Annotated in this window: 17 protein-coding genes; 4 read left to right on the forward strand and 13 right to left on the reverse strand. The window is 72.7% G+C overall.

Features of this window, described 5'->3' with window-relative positions; translation table 11 throughout:
• Nucleotides 1-48 precede the first annotated feature (48 nt).
• The 4 genes from WA762_RS16715 to WA762_RS16730 all read right to left on the reverse strand — a co-directional run bounded on the left by WA762_RS16715 (nt 49) and on the right by WA762_RS16730 (nt 4300).
• Nucleotides 49-891: a TIGR03084 family metal-binding protein gene (locus WA762_RS16715; RefSeq protein WP_335936526.1), complete on the reverse strand. Its 843-nt coding sequence runs from the start codon at nt 889-891 to the stop codon at nt 49-51.
• Between the two features lie 2 nt (nt 892-893).
• Nucleotides 894-1913, reverse strand: coding sequence for a carboxymuconolactone decarboxylase family protein (locus WA762_RS16720; protein WP_335936527.1), 1020 nt, complete (start codon nt 1911-1913; stop codon nt 894-896).
• Between the two features lie 201 nt (nt 1914-2114).
• On the reverse strand, nt 2115-3779 hold the full coding sequence (locus tag WA762_RS16725) for a GMC family oxidoreductase (protein WP_335936528.1): 1665 nt from the start codon (nt 3777-3779) through the stop codon (nt 2115-2117).
• Nucleotides 3776-4300 carry a DUF5987 family protein gene (locus tag WA762_RS16730; protein ID WP_335936593.1) on the reverse strand — a complete coding sequence of 175 codons (525 nt, stop codon included), beginning with the start codon at nt 4298-4300 and terminating at the stop codon, nt 3776-3778. The genes WA762_RS16725 and WA762_RS16730 overlap by 4 nt, the downstream gene beginning before the upstream one ends.
• 447 nt (nt 4301-4747) lie before the next feature.
• On the opposite strand from WA762_RS16730, the gene WA762_RS16735 reads away from it, so the two are divergent.
• Nucleotides 4748-5836 (forward strand): ParB/RepB/Spo0J family partition protein, encoded by a 1089-nt coding sequence (locus WA762_RS16735; protein ID WP_335936529.1) that lies wholly within the window; start codon nt 4748-4750, stop codon nt 5834-5836.
• A 28-nt stretch (nt 5837-5864) separates the two neighbouring features.
• The gene (locus WA762_RS16740) at nt 5865-6629 is read left to right on the forward strand and encodes an AraC family transcriptional regulator (RefSeq protein ID WP_335936530.1); all 765 of its coding nucleotides are present in this window, start codon (nt 5865-5867) and stop codon (nt 6627-6629) included.
• 123 nt (nt 6630-6752) lie between these two features.
• Here WA762_RS16740 and WA762_RS16745 read toward each other — a convergent pair whose 3' ends face one another.
• From WA762_RS16745 to WA762_RS16785, 9 genes are all read right to left on the reverse strand, one after another.
• Nucleotides 6753-8099 carry a cytochrome P450 gene (locus WA762_RS16745; RefSeq protein WP_335936531.1) on the reverse strand — a complete coding sequence of 449 codons (1347 nt, stop codon included), beginning with the start codon at nt 8097-8099 and terminating at the stop codon, nt 6753-6755.
• Complete coding sequence (locus WA762_RS16750; RefSeq protein ID WP_335936532.1) at nt 8096-8668, reverse strand: flavin reductase family protein; 573 nt, start codon at nt 8666-8668, stop codon at nt 8096-8098. The genes WA762_RS16745 and WA762_RS16750 overlap by 4 nt, the downstream gene beginning before the upstream one ends.
• Nucleotides 8665-9126 carry an acyl-CoA thioesterase gene (locus WA762_RS16755; RefSeq protein WP_335936533.1) on the reverse strand — a complete coding sequence of 154 codons (462 nt, stop codon included), beginning with the start codon at nt 9124-9126 and terminating at the stop codon, nt 8665-8667. Before WA762_RS16755 ends, WA762_RS16750 begins: the two co-directional genes overlap by 4 nt.
• Before the next feature lie 3 nt (nt 9127-9129).
• Nucleotides 9130-15039, reverse strand: coding sequence for a type I polyketide synthase (locus WA762_RS16760; RefSeq protein ID WP_335936534.1), 5910 nt, complete (start codon nt 15037-15039; stop codon nt 9130-9132).
• Nucleotides 15036-15974 carry an enediyne biosynthesis protein gene (locus WA762_RS16765; protein ID WP_335936594.1) on the reverse strand — a complete coding sequence of 313 codons (939 nt, stop codon included), beginning with the start codon at nt 15972-15974 and terminating at the stop codon, nt 15036-15038. Before WA762_RS16765 ends, WA762_RS16760 begins: the two co-directional genes overlap by 4 nt.
• A 95-nt stretch (nt 15975-16069) precedes the next feature.
• Nucleotides 16070-17956: an FG-GAP repeat domain-containing protein gene (locus tag WA762_RS16770; RefSeq protein ID WP_335936535.1), complete on the reverse strand. Its 1887-nt coding sequence runs from the start codon at nt 17954-17956 to the stop codon at nt 16070-16072.
• A gap of 56 nt (nt 17957-18012) precedes the next feature.
• Entirely contained in the window at nt 18013-19068 is a 1056-nt protein-coding gene (locus tag WA762_RS16775) for a DUF1702 family protein (RefSeq protein ID WP_443080612.1), read from the reverse strand.
• A 118-nt stretch (nt 19069-19186) separates the two neighbouring features.
• Complete coding sequence (locus WA762_RS16780) at nt 19187-20170, reverse strand: DUF1702 family protein (protein WP_335936537.1); 984 nt, start codon at nt 20168-20170, stop codon at nt 19187-19189.
• Nucleotides 20171-20476: 306 nt separating this feature from the next.
• Nucleotides 20477-20920 carry a winged helix-turn-helix transcriptional regulator gene (locus WA762_RS16785; protein ID WP_335936538.1) on the reverse strand — a complete coding sequence of 148 codons (444 nt, stop codon included), beginning with the start codon at nt 20918-20920 and terminating at the stop codon, nt 20477-20479.
• Nucleotides 20921-21154: 234 nt separating this feature from the next.
• Between WA762_RS16785 and WA762_RS16790 the strand changes: the two genes are divergently transcribed.
• Both WA762_RS16790 and WA762_RS16795 read left to right on the forward strand, forming a co-directional pair.
• Nucleotides 21155-22063, forward strand: a complete 909-nt coding sequence (locus tag WA762_RS16790; RefSeq protein ID WP_443080609.1) for a DUF6008 family protein — start codon at nt 21155-21157, stop codon at nt 22061-22063.
• A 382-nt stretch (nt 22064-22445) separates the two neighbouring features.
• Nucleotides 22446-23717, forward strand: coding sequence for a choice-of-anchor A family protein (locus WA762_RS16795; protein ID WP_335936539.1), 1272 nt, complete (start codon nt 22446-22448; stop codon nt 23715-23717).
• Nucleotides 23718-23846: the final 129 nt, after the last annotated feature.

Here is a 23846-nt window from a genome sequence, read left to right on the forward strand (position 1 = left end):
ACGGGGCCTGGTCCCGGAGCTGGTCCCGGGCTCGGGCGCGGGCGCATCTCAGTGGTGGTGGGCGAACTGGCCGGGCCTGCGGCCCTCGCCCGCGGGGCCGCGGTAGGCCTGGGCGATGCCGAGCCAGTGGTCGGCGTCGGCGCCGGTCGCGGTGAGCGCGAGGTCGTCACGGTGGCGCCGGCGGGTGACCAGGAGGCAGAAGTCGTGGGCGGGCCCGGTGATCCGCTGGGCGGCGTCCTCGGGGCCGAAGGCCCAGATCTCCCCGGAGGGCGCGGTGAGTTCGAAGCGGAAGGGCTCGGCCGGCGGGGTGAGGCCGCGGGAGAGGTAGCCGAAGTCGCGGGTGAGGACCGCGAACCCGACGAGGTGCCGCAGCCGGTCGGTCGGCTCGCGCCGTGCGCCGAGCGCGTCGGCGATGTCCTGGCCGTGGCCGAAGAGCTCCATGATGCCCGCGGAGGCCAGCACGGCCGGCGGCAGCGGGTTGACCAGCCACGGGACGACCTCGTTCGCGGGGACGGAGGCGAGGGCCTCGACGGACTTGCCGCCCAGGGCGCGGAAGCGGGCCAGCAGCGCGGCGGGCGGGAAGGCGTTGAACTGCTCCAGGGCGGCGTTGACCGCCCCGTTGAAGTCGTGGGCGGCGCCCGCCGCGATGGCCTTGAAGGCCGCCGGGTCGGACGCGGCGGTGCCCGCGAGATGGAAGATGAACGTCAGGTGGGCGATCTGGTCGGCGACGCTCCAGCCGGGGGCCGGGGTCGGGGCGGCCCAGCCGGCCTCGTCGAGGTCCTGGACGAGGCGCGCGGTCTCCTCGATGTCGGTGGCGAGGTCCTTGAGCACGGCGTCGAACGCCTGGACGAGGTCGCTGCCGGGGGTCTGGGCGACGGTGGTGGCGGTCATGGTCAGCTCCTGGTGGTCGGGCCCTGGAGGGCGGGGACTGCGAGGCGGGTTCCGAGGTGGCGGGCGGCGCGCAGCGCGGCCCATGAGGTGAGTGCGACGAGGTGGCGGTCGGAGGGGAACACGGTCCGGAAGGCCCGGACGTCGTCGTCCGTGACGCGGTACGGCGCGAGCGCGATGAGCAGGGCGAGGGCGGCCGGCGGGCGTTGTCCGGGCGGGAGCGGGGCGAGTGCCTCGGTGAGCCAGGCGCGGCCCGGACCGGGCGCGGCGCCGTCGTGCCGTTCGACGTGCCGGTCCACGGTGTGCCGGACCGGTTCCGCCAGCCAGGGGCCGACGGCCGCGTCGAGCGCGGCGAGCGAGCGGGACAGCGCTCCGGCGATGCCGGGGCGCTCCGCCGCCCAGGCGAGGTCCGGCGGCAGCGTGGCCGGGGGCAGCAGGTCGAGGGAGGCGGCGGGCCGCAGCCCGGCGCGGGCCGCCGGGCGCATGGCGCGGGCGACCATGCGCAGCAGGGGGTCGCGGGCGGGCCCGGGGGCCCGTTCCGGCAGCGGTGAGGCGGGCAGGAACAGCCCGACCATGCGGTTGAGGTAGTGGAAAGCGGTGGCGACGGCGGCGAGTTCGGGGACGTCGCGGTCCGCCACCCGGCCGGGGTCGCCGGCGAACCAGGCGAGGACGGCGGCGCGGTCGCCTTCGGGGACGGCGGGCAGGGTGTCGAGTTTGGCCTGGTGGATCTCGACGCAGTAGGGGCAGGCGTTGGCCCGTGACACGGCGGTGGCGACGGTCTCCTTGAGGGCCCGGTCGACATGGCCCGGGGCCAGGAGAGTTTCGCGGAGCAGCAGCCAGCTCGCGGCGAGGGCCGCGGGCTCGGGCGAGTGCAGCACCAGGGGCGGTGCGAGGAGGCCGAAGTCGCGCTCGGCCTCGTGGTAGACGCGTGCGACGGGTCCACGGGCGGCGGCCGGGGTGACGGGGGTGATGTGGCGGATGTCGCCCAGCGACTGGCGCAGGGCCGCTCTGATCAGGGTGCGCATGGAGGTCACCTCCTCGGGGTGGCGGGCCGGTCGGGCCGCTCGCGGACTTCTGGTTTCGTGAAGCAACTCACTGGGCGAACAGCTGGTTCCATGAAGCGACTCGCCCGGCGAGAGGCCGGCCGTGCGAAGTGGTGTGAAGCAACCCACGGGGCGTCGGCGCCGGCGGGCGTCAGGTCCTTCCCGCGTGCCCGGCGTCGTGGTTCAGGCACCGGTCAGGGCCGGGACCAGGGGCAGGACCTTGCGGCGGCCGCTGCGGGAGCCGTCGGGCGCGGGCGCCCCGTAGGTGACGGCCACTCCCCTGCGCTGGGCGGCTTGGACGATGCCGGGGACGGCGCGTTCCGCGAGGGCGGCGATGGTCATGGCCGGGTTCACGGTGAGCGCGCCGGGGACCGCGGAGCCGTCGGTGACGAAGATGCCCGGGTGGTCGCGCAGTTCGTTGCGGTCGTCGAGGGCCGAGGTGCGCGGGTCGTCGCCCATCCGGCAGGACGCCAGCGGGTGCACGGTGTACGCGCCGACCAGGTCGTTGGTCCAGGGCATCACCTTGGCGAGCCCGTCCTTCTCCATGATCTCCTTGACCTCGGCGTCGGACTGGGCCCATCCGTGCAGGGTGTTCTTCGTGGGCACGTACCTGAGGCTGCCGCGGCCCAGCATCTGCTGGGAGATGCGGTGCGCGTTGCCGGTGGCCGGCGGCGGGCCGAAGACGCCCTCGTTGTCGTCCTCCGTCATGGAGAAGATGGTCAGCCAGGACTTCCAGCGCTTGAGGATCTCCTTCTTCTCCGTCCCGAACCAGGTGGGTCCGTGGGCGTCGGGCGCCTGGGCGAGGATCGTGCCCAGGCCGGGCGGGAAGTAGAGCTGTTCCAGCGAGTAGCGGGAGTACTCGGGCAGGGAGCCGTCCAGCCGGTCCCAGCTGGCGACGGTGGGGCCCTTGCCGATCTGGTTGGCCGCGTAGGCCAGGCCGTCGCCCCGGCTCAGTCCGAGGATCTCGGCGACCTTGTCCTCGTTGAGGATGGCCGTGTTGAGGCGTTCCCCGTTGCCGGAGAAGTAGCGGCCGACCGCGTGCGGCATGGCGCCGAGGTGGGCCGCGCTGCGCTGCAGGATCACCGGGGTGGCGCCGGCTCCGGCGGCCATGACCACGATCTCGGCCTCGATGACGCCGCCCCCGGACTGGAGGCGGTAGTCCTCGTCGTCGACGATGTTGTAGTGCACCCGGTAGGCGCCGTCCGAGGTGCGCGAGAGGTACTGCACCTCGTGCAGGGGGCGGATCTCGGCGCCGTGGGCGACGGCCGCCGGAAGGTAGTTGGCGGTCAGGGACTGCTTGGCCTCGAAGCGGCAGCCGGCCATCATCCAGTTGCAGTTGGTGCACCGCGAGTTGTCGATGGCGACGGCGAGCGGGTTGGCGGTGCGGCCGGCGTGATCGCAGGCCGCGGCCCACAGGCCGCCGGCGTAGCTGACGTCGCTCCACTGCTGCTTGGTGACCGAGAGGGACTCCTCGATGCGGTCGTACCAGGGTTCGAGGGTGTCCCGGCTGACCGCCTCGGGCCACATCCGGCGGCCGATGCTGCCGTGCCGGTCGAAGACGAACCGGGGGGCCCTGGGCATCGCGGCGAAGTAGACGACGCTGCCGCCGCCGACGCAGTTGCCGCCCAGCACGCTCATCCCGTCCCCGACGACGAAGTCGAAGGCCCTGGTGTAGGAGGAGCCGAGTTTGTAGTCATGCTCGAAGTCCTGGCTCTTCAGCCACGGTCCGCGTTCCAGGACGGTGACCCGGGCGCCCCCGGCGGCCAGGTGGTAGGCGGCGATCGCGCCGCCGAACCCACTGCCGATGACCAGGACGTCGGTGCGCTCGACGGCGCTCGCGCTGCTCATGCCGGGCTCCCTGATGGCGTGGTGGCGGGGTGGAGGCGGGCGAGGGGGCGGCCGTAGCCGAAGGAACGGAAGCGCCACAGGCCGTCGGCGTCGGGCTGGGTGATGCCCATCGCGGCGAGTCCCGGGTGTCCGTCCCGCAGCGCTTCGGCGGTGTGCAGATGGGCGGCCGAGTCGAAGGCCATGTTGCAGAAGAGGGACAGCAGCACCCAGAAGTCCTTCTCCGGGTGGCCGGGCCGGGTCAGCCGCTGGACGAGCGCGGTACGGTCCGCGAACTCCAGGGCCACGAAGGGCGGAACGCCGGCGTCCAGGTCGATGCCCTGTTCCATGGCGTAGACCTGGGCGTGGTCGTTGACCAGCCGGGCGAGCTCGTCGAGGCCCTCGGAGATTCCGGTGGCGTCCCAGCGCAGCAGCTCAAGCGCGCCCGCCGCGACGGCTCCCCCGCCCTCGGCCGCGCCGGCGACGGCCCGGTCCCCGGGCCAGCGCTTCTCGCCGGGGACGATGGTGTCCGCGTACGCCTCCAGCGTCTGCGTCTCCGCGTCGTCCGCCCGCTCCTCGCGACCGGCCGCCCGGTCCTCGCGAGCCGCGCGGACGTCCGTCCGGGACTCCGGTCCGGCGTTCTCCGGTGCGCCGTTCCGCGGTTTCCGCCGTGCGTCGTTCCGCGGTTCCTCTCGTACGTCGATGTCCGGCAACTCGGCCTCCGTGAGTGAGGTTCGTGGGGTGCCGATCGGCACGTAAGAAAGCTAGGACTGTTGAGTCTTTTCAAGCAACTAAGCAGGTGAGTTCAGCGAACGCGCCGAGTCCTTTCAAGCAACTAACCAGAGTCGAGACATCGCGCGCGCAGAGTTTCAAGAAGAAACAGAGCGGCCGGTACGCTTCCGTTGAACGTGTAGAGAGAACGCCCGGTCAGACGTTCCGACGCGGAATTCGGAACACCTGGACAAGCCGCCTTGAACACACGGGGGAGAACGTTGGAGAACACCGACAGAACCCTTCAACTGCCCGCCCATTTCACTGACAGGGTCAGGGTCGACAGCCTTCTTCCGGCGGATTCGCCACGTCTCAACGGTCTGGACGACGACCATGTGCAGCGGCTCTGCGAGATATACGAGACGCTGCCCCCGATTCTCGTCCACCGCTCCACCCGGCGCGTGATCGACGGAATGCACAGGATCGCCGCGGCGGAACGACTCGGGCGGGACACGGTCGAGGTCCACTATTTCGACGGCGCCGAGGCGGAACTGTTCCTCAGGGCGGTCGCCGCCAATGTGGCGCACGGTCTGCCGCTGTCGGGGACCGAGCGGAAGGCGGCGGCGGTCCGCATTCTCGCCTCACACCCGAAGCTCTCGGACCGGGCCATCTCCTCGTGTGTCGGCCTGGACGCCAAGACCGTGGCCGCGGTGCGTCGTTCAACCGGGGATTCTCCGCGCGTGAACGTGCGCGTGGGCAGCGACGGCAAGGCCCACCCGCTGGACCGCACCGCCGAGCGCCTGCACGCCGCAGAACTCATCGCCAACAGCCCCGACCTGCCGTTACGGGCCATCGTCGCGCGCACCGGGTTATCGCTGGGCACGGCCCACGACGTACGCCAGCGGCTGCTGCGCGGCGAGACGCCGGTGCCGGCGGGCCGCCGCGCCGCCGACCGGCCGGCCGGGTCCCGGGGCATGGCGCCGGCGGCCGCGCACCCCGCCCCCGGGCCGCCGCCCGCCGCCCCGCCCCGCGACGGGCCGGGCCCCGCGCGCCGGCCGGAGGTCCCGGTGCAGCCGGTCCGCACCCGGGCCTCGTTCGAAACACTGCGCAAACTCGCCAGCGATCCCTCGCTCCGGCATTCCGAGAACGGCCGCGCCTTCGTCCGCTGGATCCACACGCATTTCGTGACGGACGACGCCTGGCGAAGCGTGGCGGCAGCCGTACCGTCCCACAGCACGGACACGGTGGCGGAACTCGCTCTGCAATGTTCCGACACCTGGAAAAGGTTCGCCGAGGATTTGTCCCGACGACGGTTCAGCGATCGGTCGGCCCCATCGAGACCGAACGCGACTTCGGAATCTCGACATTGACAAACCATCCATCAACCAGGAGACAACGGTGACCACCACGTCTATCGAGCGGGCCGTACGCCGGGTGATCGACGACATGCACGTCAACCTGAGTCAGGAAATCACCATCGACGACATGGCCCGTACCGCCATGTTCAGCAAGTTCCATTTCACCCGGATCTTCCGCGACGTCACCGGGACGTCGCCGGGACGCTTCCTCTCCGCGCTGCGCCTCCAGGAGGCGAAACGCCTTCTCATGGAGACCGAGTTCAGCGTCGCCGACATCAGCAGCCAGGTCGGATACAGCAGCGTCGGCACCTTCAGCTCCCGCTTCAAGTCCTGCGTGGGGGTGTCCCCCAGCATGTTCCGGGAACTGGGCGGCTTCGCCTCCGAGCTGGAGGCCCTGGACCTCGCCTCCTCCGTCGGCACCATCCTGCGGGGACGGGTGCACCTGCCGCAGGACCGCAGCCCGGGCTACTGCTTCGTGGGGCTCTTCCCCAAACCCGTCCCGCAGGGAAGGCCCGCCCGCTGCCTGGTCCTGGACGGACCCGGCGTCTTCGAGGTGCGGGACGTCCCCGAAGGCACCTGGCATGTCCTGGTCCACTCCGTGCCGTACGGGGCCGAGGACTCCCCCTCCGGGACGGCCGACGCCGAGGCCGTGTCGGTCGGCCACTACGGACCGGTCACCGCGGACGCCGAGACGCTCCTGCTGCCGGCGGACATCACCCTGCGCCCGCTCGACGCGCTGGACCCGCCGGTCCTCATGGCGCTGCTGAACATGCGCACCGCCGCGATGGAGGCGATCGCCAGCTAACCGCCACCGCGGCGACCGCCCCGCGCCAGCCGCACGGGGCCGCGTCAGGACCGCACGACCCGGACACGGCGGAAGGGGGCCGGAACGGTGTCCGACCCCCTCGCGACCCCGGCGCGACGCCGCCTACCGGGCCCGGGCGACCGTCATCGGCAGGCCGCCGCCCAGGCGCAGGGACATCATGGGCTCGGCGACGGCCGCGTGCCCGGCCACGGCCCGCAGGTCCAGGTCACGGGTGATCAGCGCCGTCACGAACACCGCCTCCATCATGCCGAGGTTGCTGCCGACGCAGAAGCGCGGGCCGGCCCCGAACGGGATGTACGCGTAACGCGGTCTGCGGGCGACCCGCTGCACGTCGAAGCGGTCGGGGTCGAACCGTTCCGGCTCCTCCCACAGCCGGGGATGGCGGTGCAGGGTGTACGGGCAGACGAGGACGTCGGCGCCGGCGGGCACCCGGTGTCCCCCGACCTCGTCGTCGGCCTGGGCGATCCGCGGCAGGATCCACACCGGCGGATACAGCCGCATCGCCTCCTGCACGACCTGCGTGGTGTACGTGAGACGGTGCAGGTCGTCCATGCCGGGCAGCCGGTCCCCCAGGACCCGGCGGGCTTCCTCCCGCACCCGGTCGCGTACGCCGGGGTGGCGTTCCAGCAGGTGCAGGGTCCAGCCGAGGGTGCTCGCGGTCGTCTCGTGGCCGGCCAGGAGCAGGGTGATCAGCTCCTCCTTCAGCCGCTTGCGGCCCGCTCGCGGGTCCTTCGCGCGGGACGCCGCCACGATCATCCGGGACAGGGCGTCGTCGCCCTCCCCGGCCGTGCGCATCCGTTCCGCGCGCCGTGCGACCAGGTGCTCGACGACGCGGCCGAGTTCCGCCTCGGCCCCGCGGAAGCGGCGCCGCCTCGCCAGCGGGACCCAGTCCGGGACCAGGTCCTGCGTGACCATCTCGAACATGGCCTGGTCCTGAACGGCCTCGAAGGCGTGGGCGATCGAGTCGTGGGCGGAGAGATCGGAGTCGAGCAGGGTGCGGCCCAGGACGCCCAGCGTGAGGCCGGTGACCTCGTGCAGGACGTCCACGGCGGGGCCGCCCTCGGCCGCCGCGAGCCCGGCCACCAGTCCGGCCGCCTCCTCGGCGACGATGTCCGCCTGCTCCGCGATGCGGCCCGGCTTGAACGCGGGCTGGACCGTTCTGCGCTGGGCGCGCCAGATGTCGCCCTCGCTGGTGAGCAGCCCGTCCCCCAGGATGCGCCGGGCCTGCACGAGGCCGATGCCCTTGTGGTAGTTGTCGCTGTTGTCCGCCAGGACGTGCTTGGCGTGGTCGGGGTGGTTGAAGATGAACATCTTCTTGGGGCCCATGGAGACCCGTACGACGTCGTCGAGTTCGGCGGCGTCGCGCATCATCCCCAGCCGGTCCACCGCCAGCTTGCGCAGCAGCCCGGGCAGGGCCCACAACGGCGGCGACGCCGCCCTGATCGTCATGCGACGGCCTCCAGACGCCGGTCGAGCCGCCCGAGGCGGCCGTGGTGGAACAGCAGGGCGCCCGGATCCGGGCTCTCGTCCCAGGACAGGACCCTGCCGACGTGAATGGTGTGGTCGCCGCCGTCGTAGGTGCGCCACGGACGGCACTCGAAGTGCGCCGCGGCGCCGGCGAGGACCGGGGCGCCGGCCGTGGGCCCCGGGAACCAGTCGACGGCGTCGAACTGGCCGGCGCCCAGCGGCCGGGAACGGTCGGCGAAGTGCCGGGCCACGTGCTCCTGGTCCGCGCCCAGCACCGAGACGGTGAAGGCGGGGGCCGCGGCGAGGCTGTCGTGCATGCGCGCCTCCTTGGCGACGCAGACCAGGACGAGCGGCGGGTCGAGGGAGACGGAGGTGAAGGAGTTTGCCGTCATCCCCCGTGGGACGGCGCCGCCCACGGTCACCACCGTCACGCCCGTGGCGAAGGAGCCGAAGGCCCGGCGCAGCCGCCGCGTCCCCCCGCCCGTGCCCGCCCGGGCCTGGTGCGCGCCCGGCGCCGGGGCCGGTTCCCCGGGCGCGTCCGGCGCGGTCATGCCGGCCGCCCGGTCAGCTGCCGGCCGTTCGCCGCGTACGGCTCCAGGGCGCGGGCCAGGGCCTCGGGGATGAGCGAGGGCACCGTGGCGGTGTTCGGCCCCCGCATGCAGGCGATGCGCTGGCGTCCCCGGGCCACCAGGGTCTCCCCGCCGTCCCCGGCCACCTTGACGTAGTCGAAGGTGAACTCCAGCTGGGTCTGGCCGAGTTCGGACAGCCGCATCCGGATGGAGAGCTCGTCGAAGGCGGTGATCTCGGCGAAGAACTCGCAGTCGACCTTCAGGGTGAACAGCTTCAGGTCGTCCTGGATGTCCGCGAGGACCTCGGGAGCCTTCCGCTTGAGGAACAGTTCCCGGCAACGCCCCTGCCAGCGCAGGTAGTTGACGTAGTACACGTTGCCGACGAGGTTGGTGTCCTCGAACCCCACGGTGTGCTGGTACTCGAAGTAGTCTTCCGACATGGTCTAGGACCGCCCTTCGTCGTGCGTCTCGGGAAGCGTCAGGAAGGCGAAGACGGCCGGTTCCAGGGCGTTGCGCAGCGCGGTGACGAAGGTCGCGATCCGCAGGCCGCCGGCGGCGAGCACCACCCAGGCGTCCTTGCGGCCGGGCTCGACCGTCAGCCGGGCGCCGGAGAGGATGCCCGCCTTCCTGAGGCATTCGGCGGCGCTCCACACCCGGGTGGCCGCGGTGTCCGGGGCCTCGCCGGTCTGCCGGGCGACCAGTGCGGCCGCGGCGGCGTGCTCGCCCAGCAGGGCGTCCCACTCCTCGGCGGTGCGCATGCAGACCGCCTCGATGTCGCAGGCGACCGCGGTGTCCGCGACGGCGGCCAGGGTCACCCCGAGGCCGTGCGAGGCCGACAGGCGCCGCCCGGAGTCCAGCTCCGGCCGCCCGTCGGGGCGGTGGCGCACGGTCACGGGCGCCCCGGCGGCCTGGGCGGCCGCGATCCGGGTGTGGGCGCGGCGTTCCCCGACCGATCCGGCGGGCTGCCCGCCGTGCGGGTGCACGGCGACGGCCACCCGCGCCCCGGTGACCTCCTCCAGGGCGCGCTCCAGGTACGGGCCCAGCAGCGGGGCCACCCAGGGGCCCGCCCCGTCGGTCTTGCGCACGGCGTGCAGGGTGAGCCCGTCCCAGCGTTCCACCGGTGTGCCGTCGGCGTCGCGGACCACGATGTCGTAGACGTAGACGTCGCCGTCCCGGGAGCGTTCGACGGCGCTGTAGCGCAGCGCCCCGGGCAGGTCGCCGCGGGCGGCGAGCGGCTGGATGCGCTCCACCCCGGACGGCAGCAGCGTGGCGTCGGGAACGCACACCTGGTTGCCGTGCATGAGGGCGTCGCGCATGCCCGGGTCGGCCAGCAGCAGGGTGCCGGGGAGGAACCCCGCGAACCAGTCGCCGGGCCCGGTCCGGACGGCCACGTCGGCGTCCACGTGCCGGGCGGCGGCCCGGTGGAAGCGGCGCAGGCGCTGGAAGCGGGCGCCCTGGAACAGCACGCCGCCGTACAGGTCCGTCGCCGGGTCCAGGGCGACGGGCGGCACGTCGGCCTCGACCTGGTGCGGCGCCCCGTCGGCGACCGGGGCGTCCGGGGTGTCCGGGAAGACCAGCCGCGCCCGGAAGTGCTCGGCGGCGAATCCGGTGTCCTCGACGTGGACGGCGACGGCTGCCGTGCCGGGCGCGGTGACGGTCGCGGCGATCCGGATGCGGGTGCTGCCGTCCGGGGGGACGACGACGGGCCGCAGGAACGCGGCGTCCTCGATGACCGGTGTGGTGTCCGTGCCCAGCAGCGCGGACGCGACCTGGGTCATCGCCTCCATGCCGAGGACGGCCGGCATGAGGAGGTTGCCGTCGAGGAGGTGGTCGGCGAGGTACGGGTCCGTGCCGGCGTTGAGTTCGACCTCCGTGACGAGTTCGACGCCGTGGTAGCGGACCAGCGGGTTGCCGATGAAGCGCAGCAGCGGCAGGGCGGGCAGGTCGCGCCGCACGGTGCCGATGCCCTCGGTGCGGCCGCTGATGACGGTGGTGACGGGCGCGTCCGGGTCGGAGACCAGGCGCAGCAGGATCTCCACGCCCTGGTCCGGCGAGACGGGGACGATGCCCTCGCGGGTCAGGGTCTCGACGACCGAGAGCCGCTCGCCCATGCCGACGCCGGACCACACGGACCACTCCATGCAGCGCACCCGGATGTGCGGGTGGGTCCGGGCGACGTCCTCGGCGAGGTCCGCGAGCCATTCGTTGGCGGTGGCGTAGTGGGCCTCGCCGCGCAGCCCGGCGCGGCCGATGATGCTGCCGAAGGCGACCAGCAGCTTGAGCCGGCCGGGGTCGAGGGCGTCGAGCACGTTGCGCAGCCCGTCGACCTTGGGGGCGAAGGTGTCGCGGAACGCGTCGGCGTCGAGCGCGGTCAGCGCGGCGGGCACGTTGCGGCCCGCGCCGTGCATCAGGGCGGTGATGGGTCCGAGGGCGCCGGTGAGTTCCGCGACGGCGCGTTCGACCTGGCCGGCGTCGGTGACGTCGGCCCGCGCGTAGTGGACGGTGACGCCGCTGTCGGCCATCCGTTCGAGGTTGTCGGCGAGTTCCCGGTCGGCGGCGGGGTCGGAGCGGCCCAGCACGGCCAGCCCGGCCCCGCTGTCCAGGGCGACGGCCAGGGCGCATTCGGCCGAGATGCCCTTGCCGCCGCCGGTCACCAGCAGGACGTCCGAGGCGTCCAGCGGGCGGTCGGTGCGCCGGGGTGCGACGGGCAGGGCGCGCAGGGTGGGCACCCGGCGCGTGCCCTGCCCGTCGTAGTGCGCCTCGGTGAACCGGGTGGTGGCCCTGACCTCGGCCACGACGCGTTCGACGAGCTCGGGCCCGGGCGGGGTGTGGACGACGGTGGTGCGCAGATGGGGGGCTTCCAGGTGGAGGGTCTTGGCGAGCCCGGCGGCGCCCCGCCCGTGCTGGACGAGGACGAACCTGCGGTCGCGGTCGCCGGCGACGGCCGCCTTGGCCGCGCTGAGCGCGGTGTCGACGTCCGCCCGGGTGCAGGCGTCCGGCAGGCACACCAGTACCCCGGAGCCGGTCCCCGCCGCTTCGAGGGCCCGGCGCAGCGGCTCGGCGTGGGCGGTGTCGCCGGGGGCGTACAGCTCCCAGGCGCCGGCCGGGCCGTCCGCGCCGCCGGTGTCCCGGGGCGGGGCGGCCTCGTCGAGGTCCACGGCGAACGGGCGGGCCCAGGGGGCGGCGCCGGTGACCAGGTCGGCCGGCGCGCCGGTGTCCCCGGATCCGGTCAACGCGTCGAGGGTCTCGGCGAGTTGACCGACCGTGGCGGTGGCGAAGTTGGTGGGGATGCGGGAGGCGGCGATGCCGAGGCCGGTGGCCGCCTGGTTGACGATCTGGCCGACGGTGATGGAGCTCATGTGGAGGTCGTCGAGGAGATGGGTGCTGTCGTCGACGAGGTCGGCGGGCAGTTCGGCGCGCTCGGCCACGAGGGCGCGCAGCACGTCGAGGGCGCCGGCCCCCTCGGTGACGGGGGGCGCCGCGGTGATGGTGGCGAGGCCGCCCGTGCCGTTCACGGCGGCGGTCGCGGACCCTGTGGCGGATCCGGCGGCGGCCGAAGCGGCGGCGCCGGGGGCCGGGCGCGTGGCGGGCCCGCCCGTGGTCCCGGGCGCGTCCGACGGCCGGGCGGCCGGAAGGGTGATCTCCGGCGCCTGCTCGCACGGGCTGGTGAGGAAGGAGAACTCCTCGCCGACCTTCAGCGGCCGGATCAGCCGCTCGTGGAAGAGGCGTTCATGCGCGACCGGCGCGTTCAGCACGAACGCGGCGGCGACGACCCGCAGCAGCCCGCGCAGCGACTCGTCGTCGGTGTCCAGGGCGACGGCGGGGACGCCGGTGGCGGCGGTGGCCAGTGAGGTGAGGACCCGGCCCGGCCCGACCTCGACGAACAGGTCGACGTCCGCGGCCGCGGCCCGGACGGCCTGGGTGAACAGCACGGGGTCGGTGATCTGGCGGCGCAGCAGGGCCTTGGGGTCGGTGGCGCCGTCGAGTTCCGTCCCGGTGACGGTGGAGACGACCCGGCCGCGCGGCGGCACGAGGGGCGCGTCGGCCAGCCACGCGCCGAAGGACTCGGCGGCGGGGGCGACCAGCGGGGAGTGGAAGGCGTGGGAGACCGCGAGCCGGGTGAAGCCGATGCCCGCCGCGTCGGCGCGGCGGCCGGTCTCCTCGATGTCGGCCACCGGGCCGGCGACGACGGTCCGCTCCGGCCCGTTGTGGCCGGCGACGACGACGGCCAGGCCGTCGACCAGTTCGGCGGCGCGGGCGGCGGTCGCGGTCAGCGACGCCATGGTGCCCGAGGCGCTGTGCTCGGCCATCGCGGCCCCCCGTACCCGGGCGGCCTCCAGCAGGGTGCGCTCGTCGAACGATCCGGCCCAGTGCAGGGCGGAGAGTTCGCCGAGGCTGTGTCCCAGGGCGACGGTGGCCTCGATGCCGAGCAGGTCCAGGGCGCGCAGCCCCGCCGTGGAGCCGGTGACGATGCGCGGCTGGGCGATGTCGGTGGCGACCATGTCGCCGTCGGCGGGCAGTGCCGCCGCGGTGTGGACCTCGGCCACCTCCGGGAAGCGGCGGGCCAGCGCGCCGCCGCCGGTGGTGCGTCCGGAGCCCTGGCCGGGGAAGAGGAACCCGATCCGGCCGCGGGTCGTGGCGTGCCCGAGGAAGGCGCGGCCGTCGGCGGGGAGGCGGGTGGTGGCGCCGTTCTCCAGTTCCCCGGCCAGTCGGCGCAGTTGCCGTTCGGCGTCCTCGGGCGAGGTGACGACGGCCGCCGCGCGGTGGGCGGCGCCGCGCAGCTCGCCGCGCAGGGTGGCGGCGAGGTCCGCGAGCTGGGCGTAGGAGACCCGGCCGGCGAACTCGGCGACCTCCAGCAGCCGGGCCCGCAGGTCCGGTGCGGTGGGCGCGTCGAACAGCAGGAGTTCGCTGTCCTGGAGCGAGTGGGCGAGGTTGGCCAGGCGGCGGTTGGGGGCGGTGCGCCGCCGGGCGGCGGGTTCGTCGAGGACGACATGGGTGTTGATGCCGCCGAAGCCCATGGCGGTGACGCCAGCCCGGCGGGGGGCGTCGGGCCAGGTCTCGGCCTTGCGCAGGACGCGCAGGTTCGCGTCGTCCGCGGTGAGCAGTTCGTGCGGGTCCACGCAGCCGATGGCCGGCGGCAGGGTGCGGGTGTCGACGGCCATGGCCGCCTTGATGAGCCCGGCGACCCCGGCGGCGGCCTTGGTGTGGCCGATCATGCCCTTGATGGAGCTGATGGCCGCAAGGCCTCCGGAACCGGCGGCGGCCCGCTCCTGCGTCAGGGCGCCGAGTTCGGTGGCGTCGCCGACGGCGGTGCCGGTGCCGTGGCCCTCGAACAGCGGGACGGTGTCGATGCCGAACCCGGCGCGTTCGTAGGCGCGGCGCAGGGCGAGCCGGTATCCGCCGATCTCGGGCCGGGTGATGCCGCCCTGGCCGTCGGAGGAGATGCCCCAGCCGGCGATCGTCGCGTAGACGCGGTGGTTGCCGGCGAGCGCGTCCTCCTCCCGCATGAGCACGACCATGCCGCAGCCCTCGCCGGGCCAGAAGCCGTTGGAGCCCCGGTCGTACAGGCGCATCTCCTTGCGTGCGAGGGCGCCCGTCTTCGCGAAGCCGATGATCTCGAACGGGTCGATGGACAGGTCGACCCCGCCCGCGACGGCCACGTCCAGATCGCCGCCGAGCAGCGAGGTCGCGGCGGTGGTGACGGACAGCAGCGAGGAGGAGCACGCCCCGTCGACGGTGTAGCCGCCGCCGTTCAGGTCGAAGTGGTTGCAGATCCGGCCGGCGATGGTGTTGGACAGGCCGCCGGCGAGGGAGTCCTCGTCGATGTCGGGGAAGGGGCTTTTGTACGCGGTCTCGACGTCGGCCAGGAAGTCCGCGACACGGCCCTCGTCCCAGTCCTGTCCCCGGAGCGCGGCGGCCATCACCCGCCGCACGTAGGGCCAGCGCAGCCGCATGACGTTGGCGCGGGCGAACTCCCCGGTGAGGGTGTTGCCGACGACGACCCCGGTGCGTTCCCGGGGCAGTCCCTCGCCGACCGGGAATCCGGCGTCGGCGAGGGCCCGGGCGGCGGTGTCCAGGGCGAGCCAGTGGGTGAGGTCGGTGGAGCGGTAGGTGCTGCCGGCGATCCGGTGGCCGACCCGGTCGAACTCGTACCCCTCCAGCACGGCCGCGGTGCGGGCGTAGAAGCGGTCGGGGGCGGCCGGGTCGGCGTCCCAGTAGTCGTCCAGGCGCATGCGGGCGTCGGGCAGCCGGCGGAAGGCGCGCCGTCCGGCCACCGCGTTGTCCCAGAGTTCGGCGGGGCTGGTGGCGTCGGGGTATCGGCAGGCCATGCCGACGATGGCGATTCTGTTCATGCGGTGACCACGACCTTTTCCCGGTCGACGGGGTCGGCGGCGGCCGGGCCCTGGGCCGGGGCGACGCTGACGGATGCCTTCGCGGCGGCGGTGCGCTTGGCGTTGAAGTGGACCGCCCAGTGGTAGCCGCCGCGGATGAGGCAGACGATCGCGGTGGCGAAGAAGATGCCGTACGCGATGTGGACGGCGGTGAGGACCCCGTAGGCCGCGGCGACGCCGCCGCCGAAGGCGACCTGGGCGACGGGCTTGGACGGCGAGGTGCCGGGGTCGGTGACCATGTAGTTCGTGAAGAGCACGAACGCCACACCGGTCATCATGCCGAGCGCCGCGGGGATGGAGGTGTCGAAGAGGATGCCGCGGACGACGGCCTGGAGCGCGTAGCCGATCACCCATGCGCCGATCAGCCACATGCGGTTGGTGAGCTTGGCGTTGAGCATGGTGCCGAGGGTCAGGATGATCGCCGGGACGAGCCAGTCGATCGGGCCGTCGACGTACTCCGTGAAGTGGTACGGCGGCGCGATGCTCGCCCACGGGAAGAGGACGAGGATGACGGCGATGCCGAAGTTGGACGGGTTCATGTAGTGGCGCATCCGGCCGCGGACCGGGGCGCGCAGCACCCACTTGGCGCCGACGGCGACGATGACGCCGAACACCATGACCCACACCTTGTCGTTGACGTAGGTCAGCATGTTCACCGCGAGGGCGGTGATGTGCGCGGGGAAGAGGAACTCGATCAGGCCGCGCCTGCCGTTGCCGCGGAAGCGGGCGGTGCGCCCCTCGAAGTGGGCGCTGATCGCTTCGAGGGAGATCTCCAGCGTGTAGGCGGTGATCAGGGCGATGAAGGGCCACAGCCAGGGCTGTTCGAAGCCCAGCACGGTGTAGCCGAAGACGTTGAGCACCGAGATCGAGATGGCGAACCGGCGCAGCGCGGTCACGACCTTCGGGTCGTGGCGGGGCGGGGTGGCGCCGCCGGCGGGGGCGGCGCCGGCCGGTGCGGGGGCGGCCTGTGCGGCCTGCGGTACGGACACGGTCACTTCTCCTTGGCCTCGGTACCGAGCTGGAGGCGGTGCCAGCCGGTGCTCAGTCGCAGTTCCTGTTCGTGTACGGCTCCGGAGCGGTCGCGCCAGCTGAGTGCGGTCTTCACCGGGCCGGCGACGTCGCCCAGTCCGATGTGCACGTCGAAGCTGCGCTTCCCGGAGTGCCCGCCGCCGCCGTCGACGCGGCCGACGCGCTTGCTGCCGTCCGGCAGGGTGACGGTGACCTGGGCGTCGACGACGGGGGAGCCCGAGGGGCGGGTGAGCTTGAGCCCGAGGAAGTGACCGGGGTTCTCGGCCACGTTGCGGTAGAAGACGGGCTCGCCCCACTGGCGGGCCACGGCCATGTCGAGCCGCCCGTCGCCGTCGGCGTCACCGGTGGCGATGCCGCGCGTCGGGATGGGAACGGCCATGCCGAGCTCCCCGGCGATGTTCACATAGCCGCCGTCCCGGCCCTTGGCGAAGAAGCGCAGGGTCTGGTCGCCGGCCAGGTCGTCGCCCTCGCGGACGTGCGGCCAGGCGCCGGGGTGCCTTACGAGCTGGTCGTTGGCGGTGGCCAGCTCCTGGAGCTGGGGCCAGCGGTTGGTCTTGCCCTTGACGAAGCCGGTGGCCTGGGCGATCTGGAGTTCGCCGCTGTTGTCGAAGTCGCCGGTCTTGGCGTCCCAGCCCCACCCGGACCAGGCGAGGCCGAGGTCGGCGGACTTGTCGTGGAAGGGCGCCTCGCCGTCCTCGAACGCCTCCCGCACGCCCTTCTTGTCACCGGCGGTGTCGAAGAAGGCGAAGTTGCTCTCCTGGATGCCGAACGACGTGGTGATGTTGCTGACGAACATGTCGTACAGGCCGTCGTTGTCCAGGTCGCCGAAGTCGATGCCCATGCCCTTGAAGGAACTGCGGCCCAGCTCCTTGGACTTGGGAACCAGCGGGCTGTGCACGGCCTTGACCTCGGTGAACTGGATCTTCCCGGGGCGGGAGGTGTTGTGCAGCAGCCCGGAGGTGCCGAAGTCATGGGCCAGGAACAGCTCGGGCAGGTGGTCGCCGTCGAGGTCGGTGGCGGCGGCGCCGAGGGTCCAGCCGCCGCGCACGCCGCCGGGCAGGGTGTCGTCGCCCGTCATCACGTAGCCGTTCTCGGTCCAGCGGAAGAAGTGGCCGCCGCCGCCGTTCTTGGCGTGGGACAGGGACTCGTTCATGGTGACGCCGCCGTCCTTGTCCGGGTCGAGGACGGGGCTGTCGGGGAAGTAGTTGCCGATGAAGATGTCGTCGTGGCCGTCGCCGTCGAAGTCCGCGACGGTCGCGGCGTTGGAGTTCCACAGCGGCCCGTCGTACTCGGCCCCGCCCTTGTTGGGCACCAGCTCGGTGGGGGTGAACGAGGCGGCGGACAGCGTGCGCGCGCCGCCGGCCTCGCCCGTGGTCCGGTCGGCGGCCTCGCCGGTGGTCCCGTTCGCGAGGAAGAGCACCGGGGTGCGGCCCCAGTAGTAGACGAGCAGATCCGTCGCGCCGTCCTCGTTGAAGTCCCCGGGGACGCAGCCCATCGGGGCCATGGTGGTGCTCTTGGGCAGCGGCGCCGGGTCGAGCACGAACGGCTCGTAGCGGCCGGGACGGGTCGGGGCTGGGGTCACATAGACCTGGTCGATCCGGGGGTCGGTGACGCACAGGTCGTCGGCGAGGCCGTCGCCGTCGATGTCGTTCATGGCGATGCCCGAGCCGACGGACGAGATCCATGCCTCGATGTGCTTGTACGCCTTGTTGACCTTACGGACGGTCTGCACCGGATATCCGGGCGGCGCGGCGATGGACATCGGCTCGAAAGCAAAACCGGATGCCACCTCCCGCTTTTCCTCGGCGGAGACGGACGGCAGACGGACTCCAGCGAACACGCCCACCATGAGAGCAAAGGCGACAATTCCTGGGACGTTTCGGCGTACCCAATTATTTCTTTCCTTCACTGGCCGGAACCTTTCGTGGTGAGCGCGTGGTCGGTTGTCTCAGAATCTTTTCTCCGCGGCTTTTCCGCTGCGGTCGTCGCGTTTTTCCTCCGCTGCTCCGCCACCGCGGTCGCGATGTCCTGCCGCCAGGACTCGAAGGCGGGGATCCCGCCCCGGTCCACCGGGTCACGGGGCATCAGATCGGTGCAGACCCGGGCGGCGCGCTGCGGGGTCGTGCCGCACAGGACGTCGGTGGCGAGGTGGGTGTGGGCGATGGTGGTCCCGGCCTTCTCGCGCGCCTCGGCGGCGAACGCCGCGCCCTGGCCGAGGGCGAGCCGGTGCTCTCCGGCGCGCAGCGCGAGGTGCTCCAGCTCCCCCCGGTCCGCTCCCCCGGCGTACGTGGCGGCGAGCCCGACGCCGCCGTACAGGTCGGCGTGCCGGTGGGCCGGGTAGGCGGCGACGAGGTCGGCGGCCCGGTCGGGATCGGTGCCGGCGACGAACCACAGCGCCCGCCCGATGCCCTGGTCGATGGCGCGCGGCGTGTACGAGGCGGGGCCGTTCGCCCAGCTGAAGGGGTGGTGGCGGGCGGGGTCGTGGACGTACCGGCCGGTGTGGAAGTACGCCTGGTGGAAGCCGTACCCGTCGAGGACGAGCCAGCGCAGCAGCGGATCGGTGCGGGTCACGTCCGGCCACAGGAACTTCGGGAGGCGGGCCATCGCCCAGCCGATCCCGACGTAGACCATGTAGACGTGGTCGGCGCCCTCGCCGGCCAGCAGCCCCGCCAGCCGGCCCCCGCGGCCCGGCAGCGCGTCCAGGACGACCGCGCCCATGCCGGCGCCCTCGTAGGCGAACCCGCGGAAGGCGCGGGGGACGCCGGCGAGCCACTCCTCGGCCTCCTCGACCGACCGCGCCTCGACGGCGTACCCGTATCCCTGGAGGAAGGTCCGGCCGATTGTCTCCAGCAGTTCCTGGGCCTCCGGATTCTTCCGGTGGAACCCACGCACTTCCATACTGGTCGCGGAAATATTGGGCGTGAGCACCCGGCGCCGCAGTGCTCGAAATGTTCTGGACAATTCAGCCAACCGCCCCTCTTATGGATCTCCCTCATTTCTCAGGAGTTGCTTTTGAATGTAGCGAAGTCGCCCCGAGACGCGTCTACTTCAGATGTGCTCAAACAGCATCGACGACTACTCAAAGAGCGTCCGCGAAGACCCGCTCGCGCATATTCCTTCGCCATGTCTCATAAGCTGGGCCGTTCCCGGTCGTCGTACCGCCGGGGGCGCAGTCGTCGGCGAGCCGGGCGACGGATTCCACGTCGAGCCCCGTGAAGGCGTGCGCCGCCTGCCGGGTGTGCTCGGGCACGAACCCGGCGCGGTGACGGCCCTTGGCGGCGAAGGCGGAGCCCTGGGCCAGGTGTGCCGCGTGTTCGGCGCTGTCCTCGCGCAGGGCGGTGAGGGACGCGGGGTCGGAGCCGCCGGCGAAGGTGGCGGCGAGCCCGACACCGCTCCACAGGTCGGCCCGCCGGGCCTCCGCGAACCGGCCCACCGCGGCGGCGACACGGTCGGTGCGGCCGCCGTGGATGAACCACAGCGCGCGCCCGACGCCCTGGTCGACGGCGCGCGGGAAGTAGCCGGCGTCGCCCTCGAACGCGTACGGTTCGGGGACCCGCTGTTCACCCACCCAGCGCGAGGTGTGGAAGTAGGCGAGGTCGAAGCCGTAGCCGTCGACCGCCAGCCAGCTCATGGCGGGGTACAGATCGGGGTCGGTCAGCGCGGGCAGCGTCTTCTTCCAGAGCGGCCTGGGCAGGCGGGCCATGGCGAAGCCGACGCCGATGTAGTTGAGGAAGATGTGCGGCCTGCCGCCGCCCTCCAGCAGCGCCCTGGTACGGCCCCCGCCGCGCGGGCCCATCGCGTCCCGGACGGCGGATGCCATGGTCGCGCCCTCGTACGCGAAGCCCCGGAGGTCCTGATCGACCATGGACAGCCGGCGCTCGGTCTCCGCGAGGTCGCGGTCCGCGATGCCCCACTCGAAACCGCACACCACCGCCTGCGGCACAGCCTCCAGCCGCCGGGCGCCGTCCGTGGGCTCGATCTCGAACCCCCTTGCGGCGAAGCCCACTTCCTCCAGGGACGGGGCCAGGATCAGTCTGCGCAACGCTCCCCACGCGGATGCCATCGACGCCTCCAGCTACGGGCCGCCCCCCATGGGCGGCGGGGCCTCATCGTGAGATGGGAGGGAGACGGGGGGCATCTTCAGGTGTGCCGAGGGGCCCGCCCGGCACGGGTTCAGCACATGCGCGGAACGGGCGGGGAACGCGTACCCGCGGAGCGGCGAGGGCTCGCGTACGCGTGGAACGGGAGCGGGTTCGCGTACGCGTGGAACGGGGCGGGTTCGCGTACGCGTGGGGCAAGGCGGGTCGGGGCCGGGGGCCGGGGCCGGGCGGCCGACGAGGCAACGGGGCGAGCAGCGGCCGGGGCCCTCTCAGCGCAGGCGGCGTACGTCGACCTCCGTGTCGCCGACGACGCGCCCGCACCCGGTGCAGCGCATCTCGGCCCGCACCGTGCCGTCGCAGCCGATGTGGTCGGCGCGCCGGGGCGGCCCCATCTCGTGCGGCAGATTGCGGTCGCCCCACTGCATGAGCGCGATGACGGAGCAGGTCAGATCGCGGCCGGTGGGCGTGAGGACGTACTCGTGCCGGACCGGCTTGTCCTGGTAGGGGACCCGCTCCATCAGGCCGAGGTCGACGAGCTTGGCCAGTCGGCTGGTGAGGACGTTGCGCGCGATGTCGAGGCTCTCCAGGAAGCCGTCGAACCGCTTGATGCCGAGGAGCGCCGACCGGACGATGAGAAGGGTCCAGCGCTCACCGACCACTTCGAGCGTCCGGGCGAGGGAGCAGTCCTGCCCCTCGTAGGTGTGTCTCAGCATGGGCCCACGATAACCGCGTGCGGGTTGCATGACAGGACCAAGCCGTTCGTGGCGTCGCCGAAGCTGCGACTTCGTGAAGTCGGCGTCCCAGCACGGCCGTTGACGGATCTCCCGCCGCCCCCACGAACCGGCCTCCGCGCCGCTCCGGCCGCCCCCGCGAACCCCGCACGGAAGGAGTAGTGGACGCGGTCGGCGCTTTTCTAGCGTCGGGCACTCCCCCTCAAGGAGGCTTCTATGGACCACAATGGTATGCCGGGCATGTCAGGCATGCCCGGCATGAGTACCGCGGTGACCTCGGTGGACACGGCGGGCGCCGTGATCTTCGTCCTCTGGGCGGCGGCGATGTGGGCGGCCGTCGGCGTTCTCGCCTACGCCAACCGCGGACCGGTGCGCCCGTGGGCGTACCGGCTGTCCGTCGCCCTGGTCGGGCTGGGCGTCATCGGTCAGCTGGGCCATTTCCAGGAGCACGTGGCCCAGGCCGGCTACTGGATCGCCCATCCGAACTCCCCGGCCTGGATGACGCCCTGGGGCGACAGCCTGGCCCGGGGCATGGGCCGGATCGACATGACGAAGCCGTCGCTGGGCATGGAGATCCTGCACCTCGTCGGCAACTTCATGTTCCTCGCCGGACTGGTCGGCATCATGCAGATCACCCACCGCGCGACCGGGCAGCTCAAGTCCCGCAAGTGGGCCAGGATGGGCGTGTGGATGCAGGGCATCCACGGCATCGAGCACATCGTCCTGACCGTGTCGGTCGCACTCGGCGCGAGCCGCGCCATCGGCCTGTCCACCTGGTTCGGGCTTCTCGAACCCGGCGCGGGCCTGGTGACGTACCGCGTCTGGTGGCACTTCGTGGCGAACGCCGTCGGCACCACCATCATGGCCATCTCCGTGTTCCACCTCTGGAAGGAACGGCGCGCCGTGAAGGCCGGCTTCGAACCGTCCGCCGACACCGGCCCCGCCGCCGACGTCGGCCCCTCCGCCCACACCGGTTCCGTGGACACCGGCCCGTCCCCCGACACCGGCCCGCTTCCCGGCGGTCGGCCCGCGACGGCTCCCGCCGCCCCTGCGACGGCCGCGACACACTGCCCCCACTGCCGAAAGGAGATGCCCCGCGAACCCGCGTTGGCGGGACAGTCGTAAAGCCTGCCCGCCGACCGTCGCGAACCACCCGGCATCCGGTGACCGGTGAACGGCACCCGGTGACCGTGCGTGACGGGATTTCAGGTGAGCGCGGAGCTCATCGACGCGGGTGCGGCCGGGGCATCGACCGACCGGCGCCCCGGCCGCACCCCGGACGACCAGGGGCCGACGAGGCGAACCACCGCCCCCGGACCGGGACTTGACACCAACCGATCCCCCCGGCACCTCGCCCCCTTGAACACCAATAGGTCATAAATATCCGTTTTCTGGTACTTCATCAGCACTTCACGCATTGGTCTTGACCAATACTGCATTCTGTGAAAACTATGGGCAAAGCCTCCACGGAATCTTCTCAATCGTCTCTGCGGGAGAACCAAGTCCCATGCGCATATCCGCAACCGCCGCGGCCACCGTGCTCGGCGGAGCACTCGTCCTCGGCCTCACGGCCGCCCCGGTCGCCCTGGCCGCACCCGTCGATTCGGCCGGATGCACCACCGACGCCTTCGGCATCGCGGGCAAGTACGGCGAGTTCGTCCTCGGCAACGACGTCCACTCCCCCGATGCGGAGGGCGCGGTGGCCGTCGGCGGCAACGCCGACTTCAGCGCCGGCTTCAGCGTCGCCAACGAGCTGACGGCGGCAGAGGTCGACGCCCTGCCCGGCCGGGCCTCGCTCGTCGTCCGCGGCGACCTGATCAACGGGTCGTCCGCCACCGTGGTGATGAAGGGCAACGCGGTCGTCGGCGGCAAGGCCGGCAAGAACTCCGTCAGCCTGCACGCCGGCTCGTTCAGCCAGAAGGCCGACCTGATCGACTTCGAGGGGGAGTTCGCCAAGCTGCGTTCCCACTCCACCGCGCTGGCCGGCCAGGCGACGACCGCCGGTGCCACGGTGACGCCGGACGGCGGCAAGCTCACCCTGGAAGGCGGCGACAGCGCCCGCAACGTCTTCAACGTGACCGCCGCGCAGCTGGAGCAGGCCAAGGAGATCTACATCAAGGTCCCGGCCGGCTCGACCACGATCGTCAACGTCAGCGGCACGACGTACAACATGGCGAACGCGGGCACCACCGGCTTCTTCCTGTCCGACGGCCAGAACTACGTCCTGGACGACAAGCTCCAGAGCGCCGCCGGCGGCAAGATCCGCGCCAAGCTCCTCTGGAACTTCCCCGAGGCCGAGACGATCACCAAGAGCAGCAAGGCCGCCTGGCCCGGCAGCGTGCTGGCTCCCAAGGCGCACCTGGAACTGGGCACCGCCGCGCCGATCAACGGCTCGGTGTGGGTGGCCTCGCTGCACGGCTCGGGCGGGGCGGAGACGCACCACTACCCGTTCACCGGCTGCCTGCCGGAGCCCGGCACGACTCCGCCCGCCACGCCGTCGCCGAGCGGCACCCCCGAGACGACCCCGTCTCCGGAGAACACCCCGTCGACCCCCGCGACCACGCCTCCGGCGAGCGGCACGCCGACCGCTGAAGCGTCCCAGCCCGCCACGCCGGACACGCCCGCCCCGTCGGAGAGCACGACGCCCGGCGCCGGTGGCGGCGACCTTGCCTCCACGGGCAGCAGCGGCACGGTTCCGCTGGTCATCGGCACCGCCGTGGTGCTCGCCGCGGGCACCGGCCTGGTCGTGGCGGCCCGCCGCCGCTCCAAGCGCGCCTGACGCCGTCCCGGGCGGGCGGGCCGTACTCGCGACTCGGCCCGCCCGCCCGGAACCCGGCCCGCCCGCACGGACCCCCGCCCGCCTCGAACGCACCCCGTATCAAGTCGGCAATGTGCCGGGGCACAACAC

Origin of the sequence: Streptomyces tyrfis (assembly GCF_037034285.1) — a bacterium.
GTDB lineage: Bacteria > Actinomycetota > Actinomycetes > Streptomycetales > Streptomycetaceae > Streptomyces.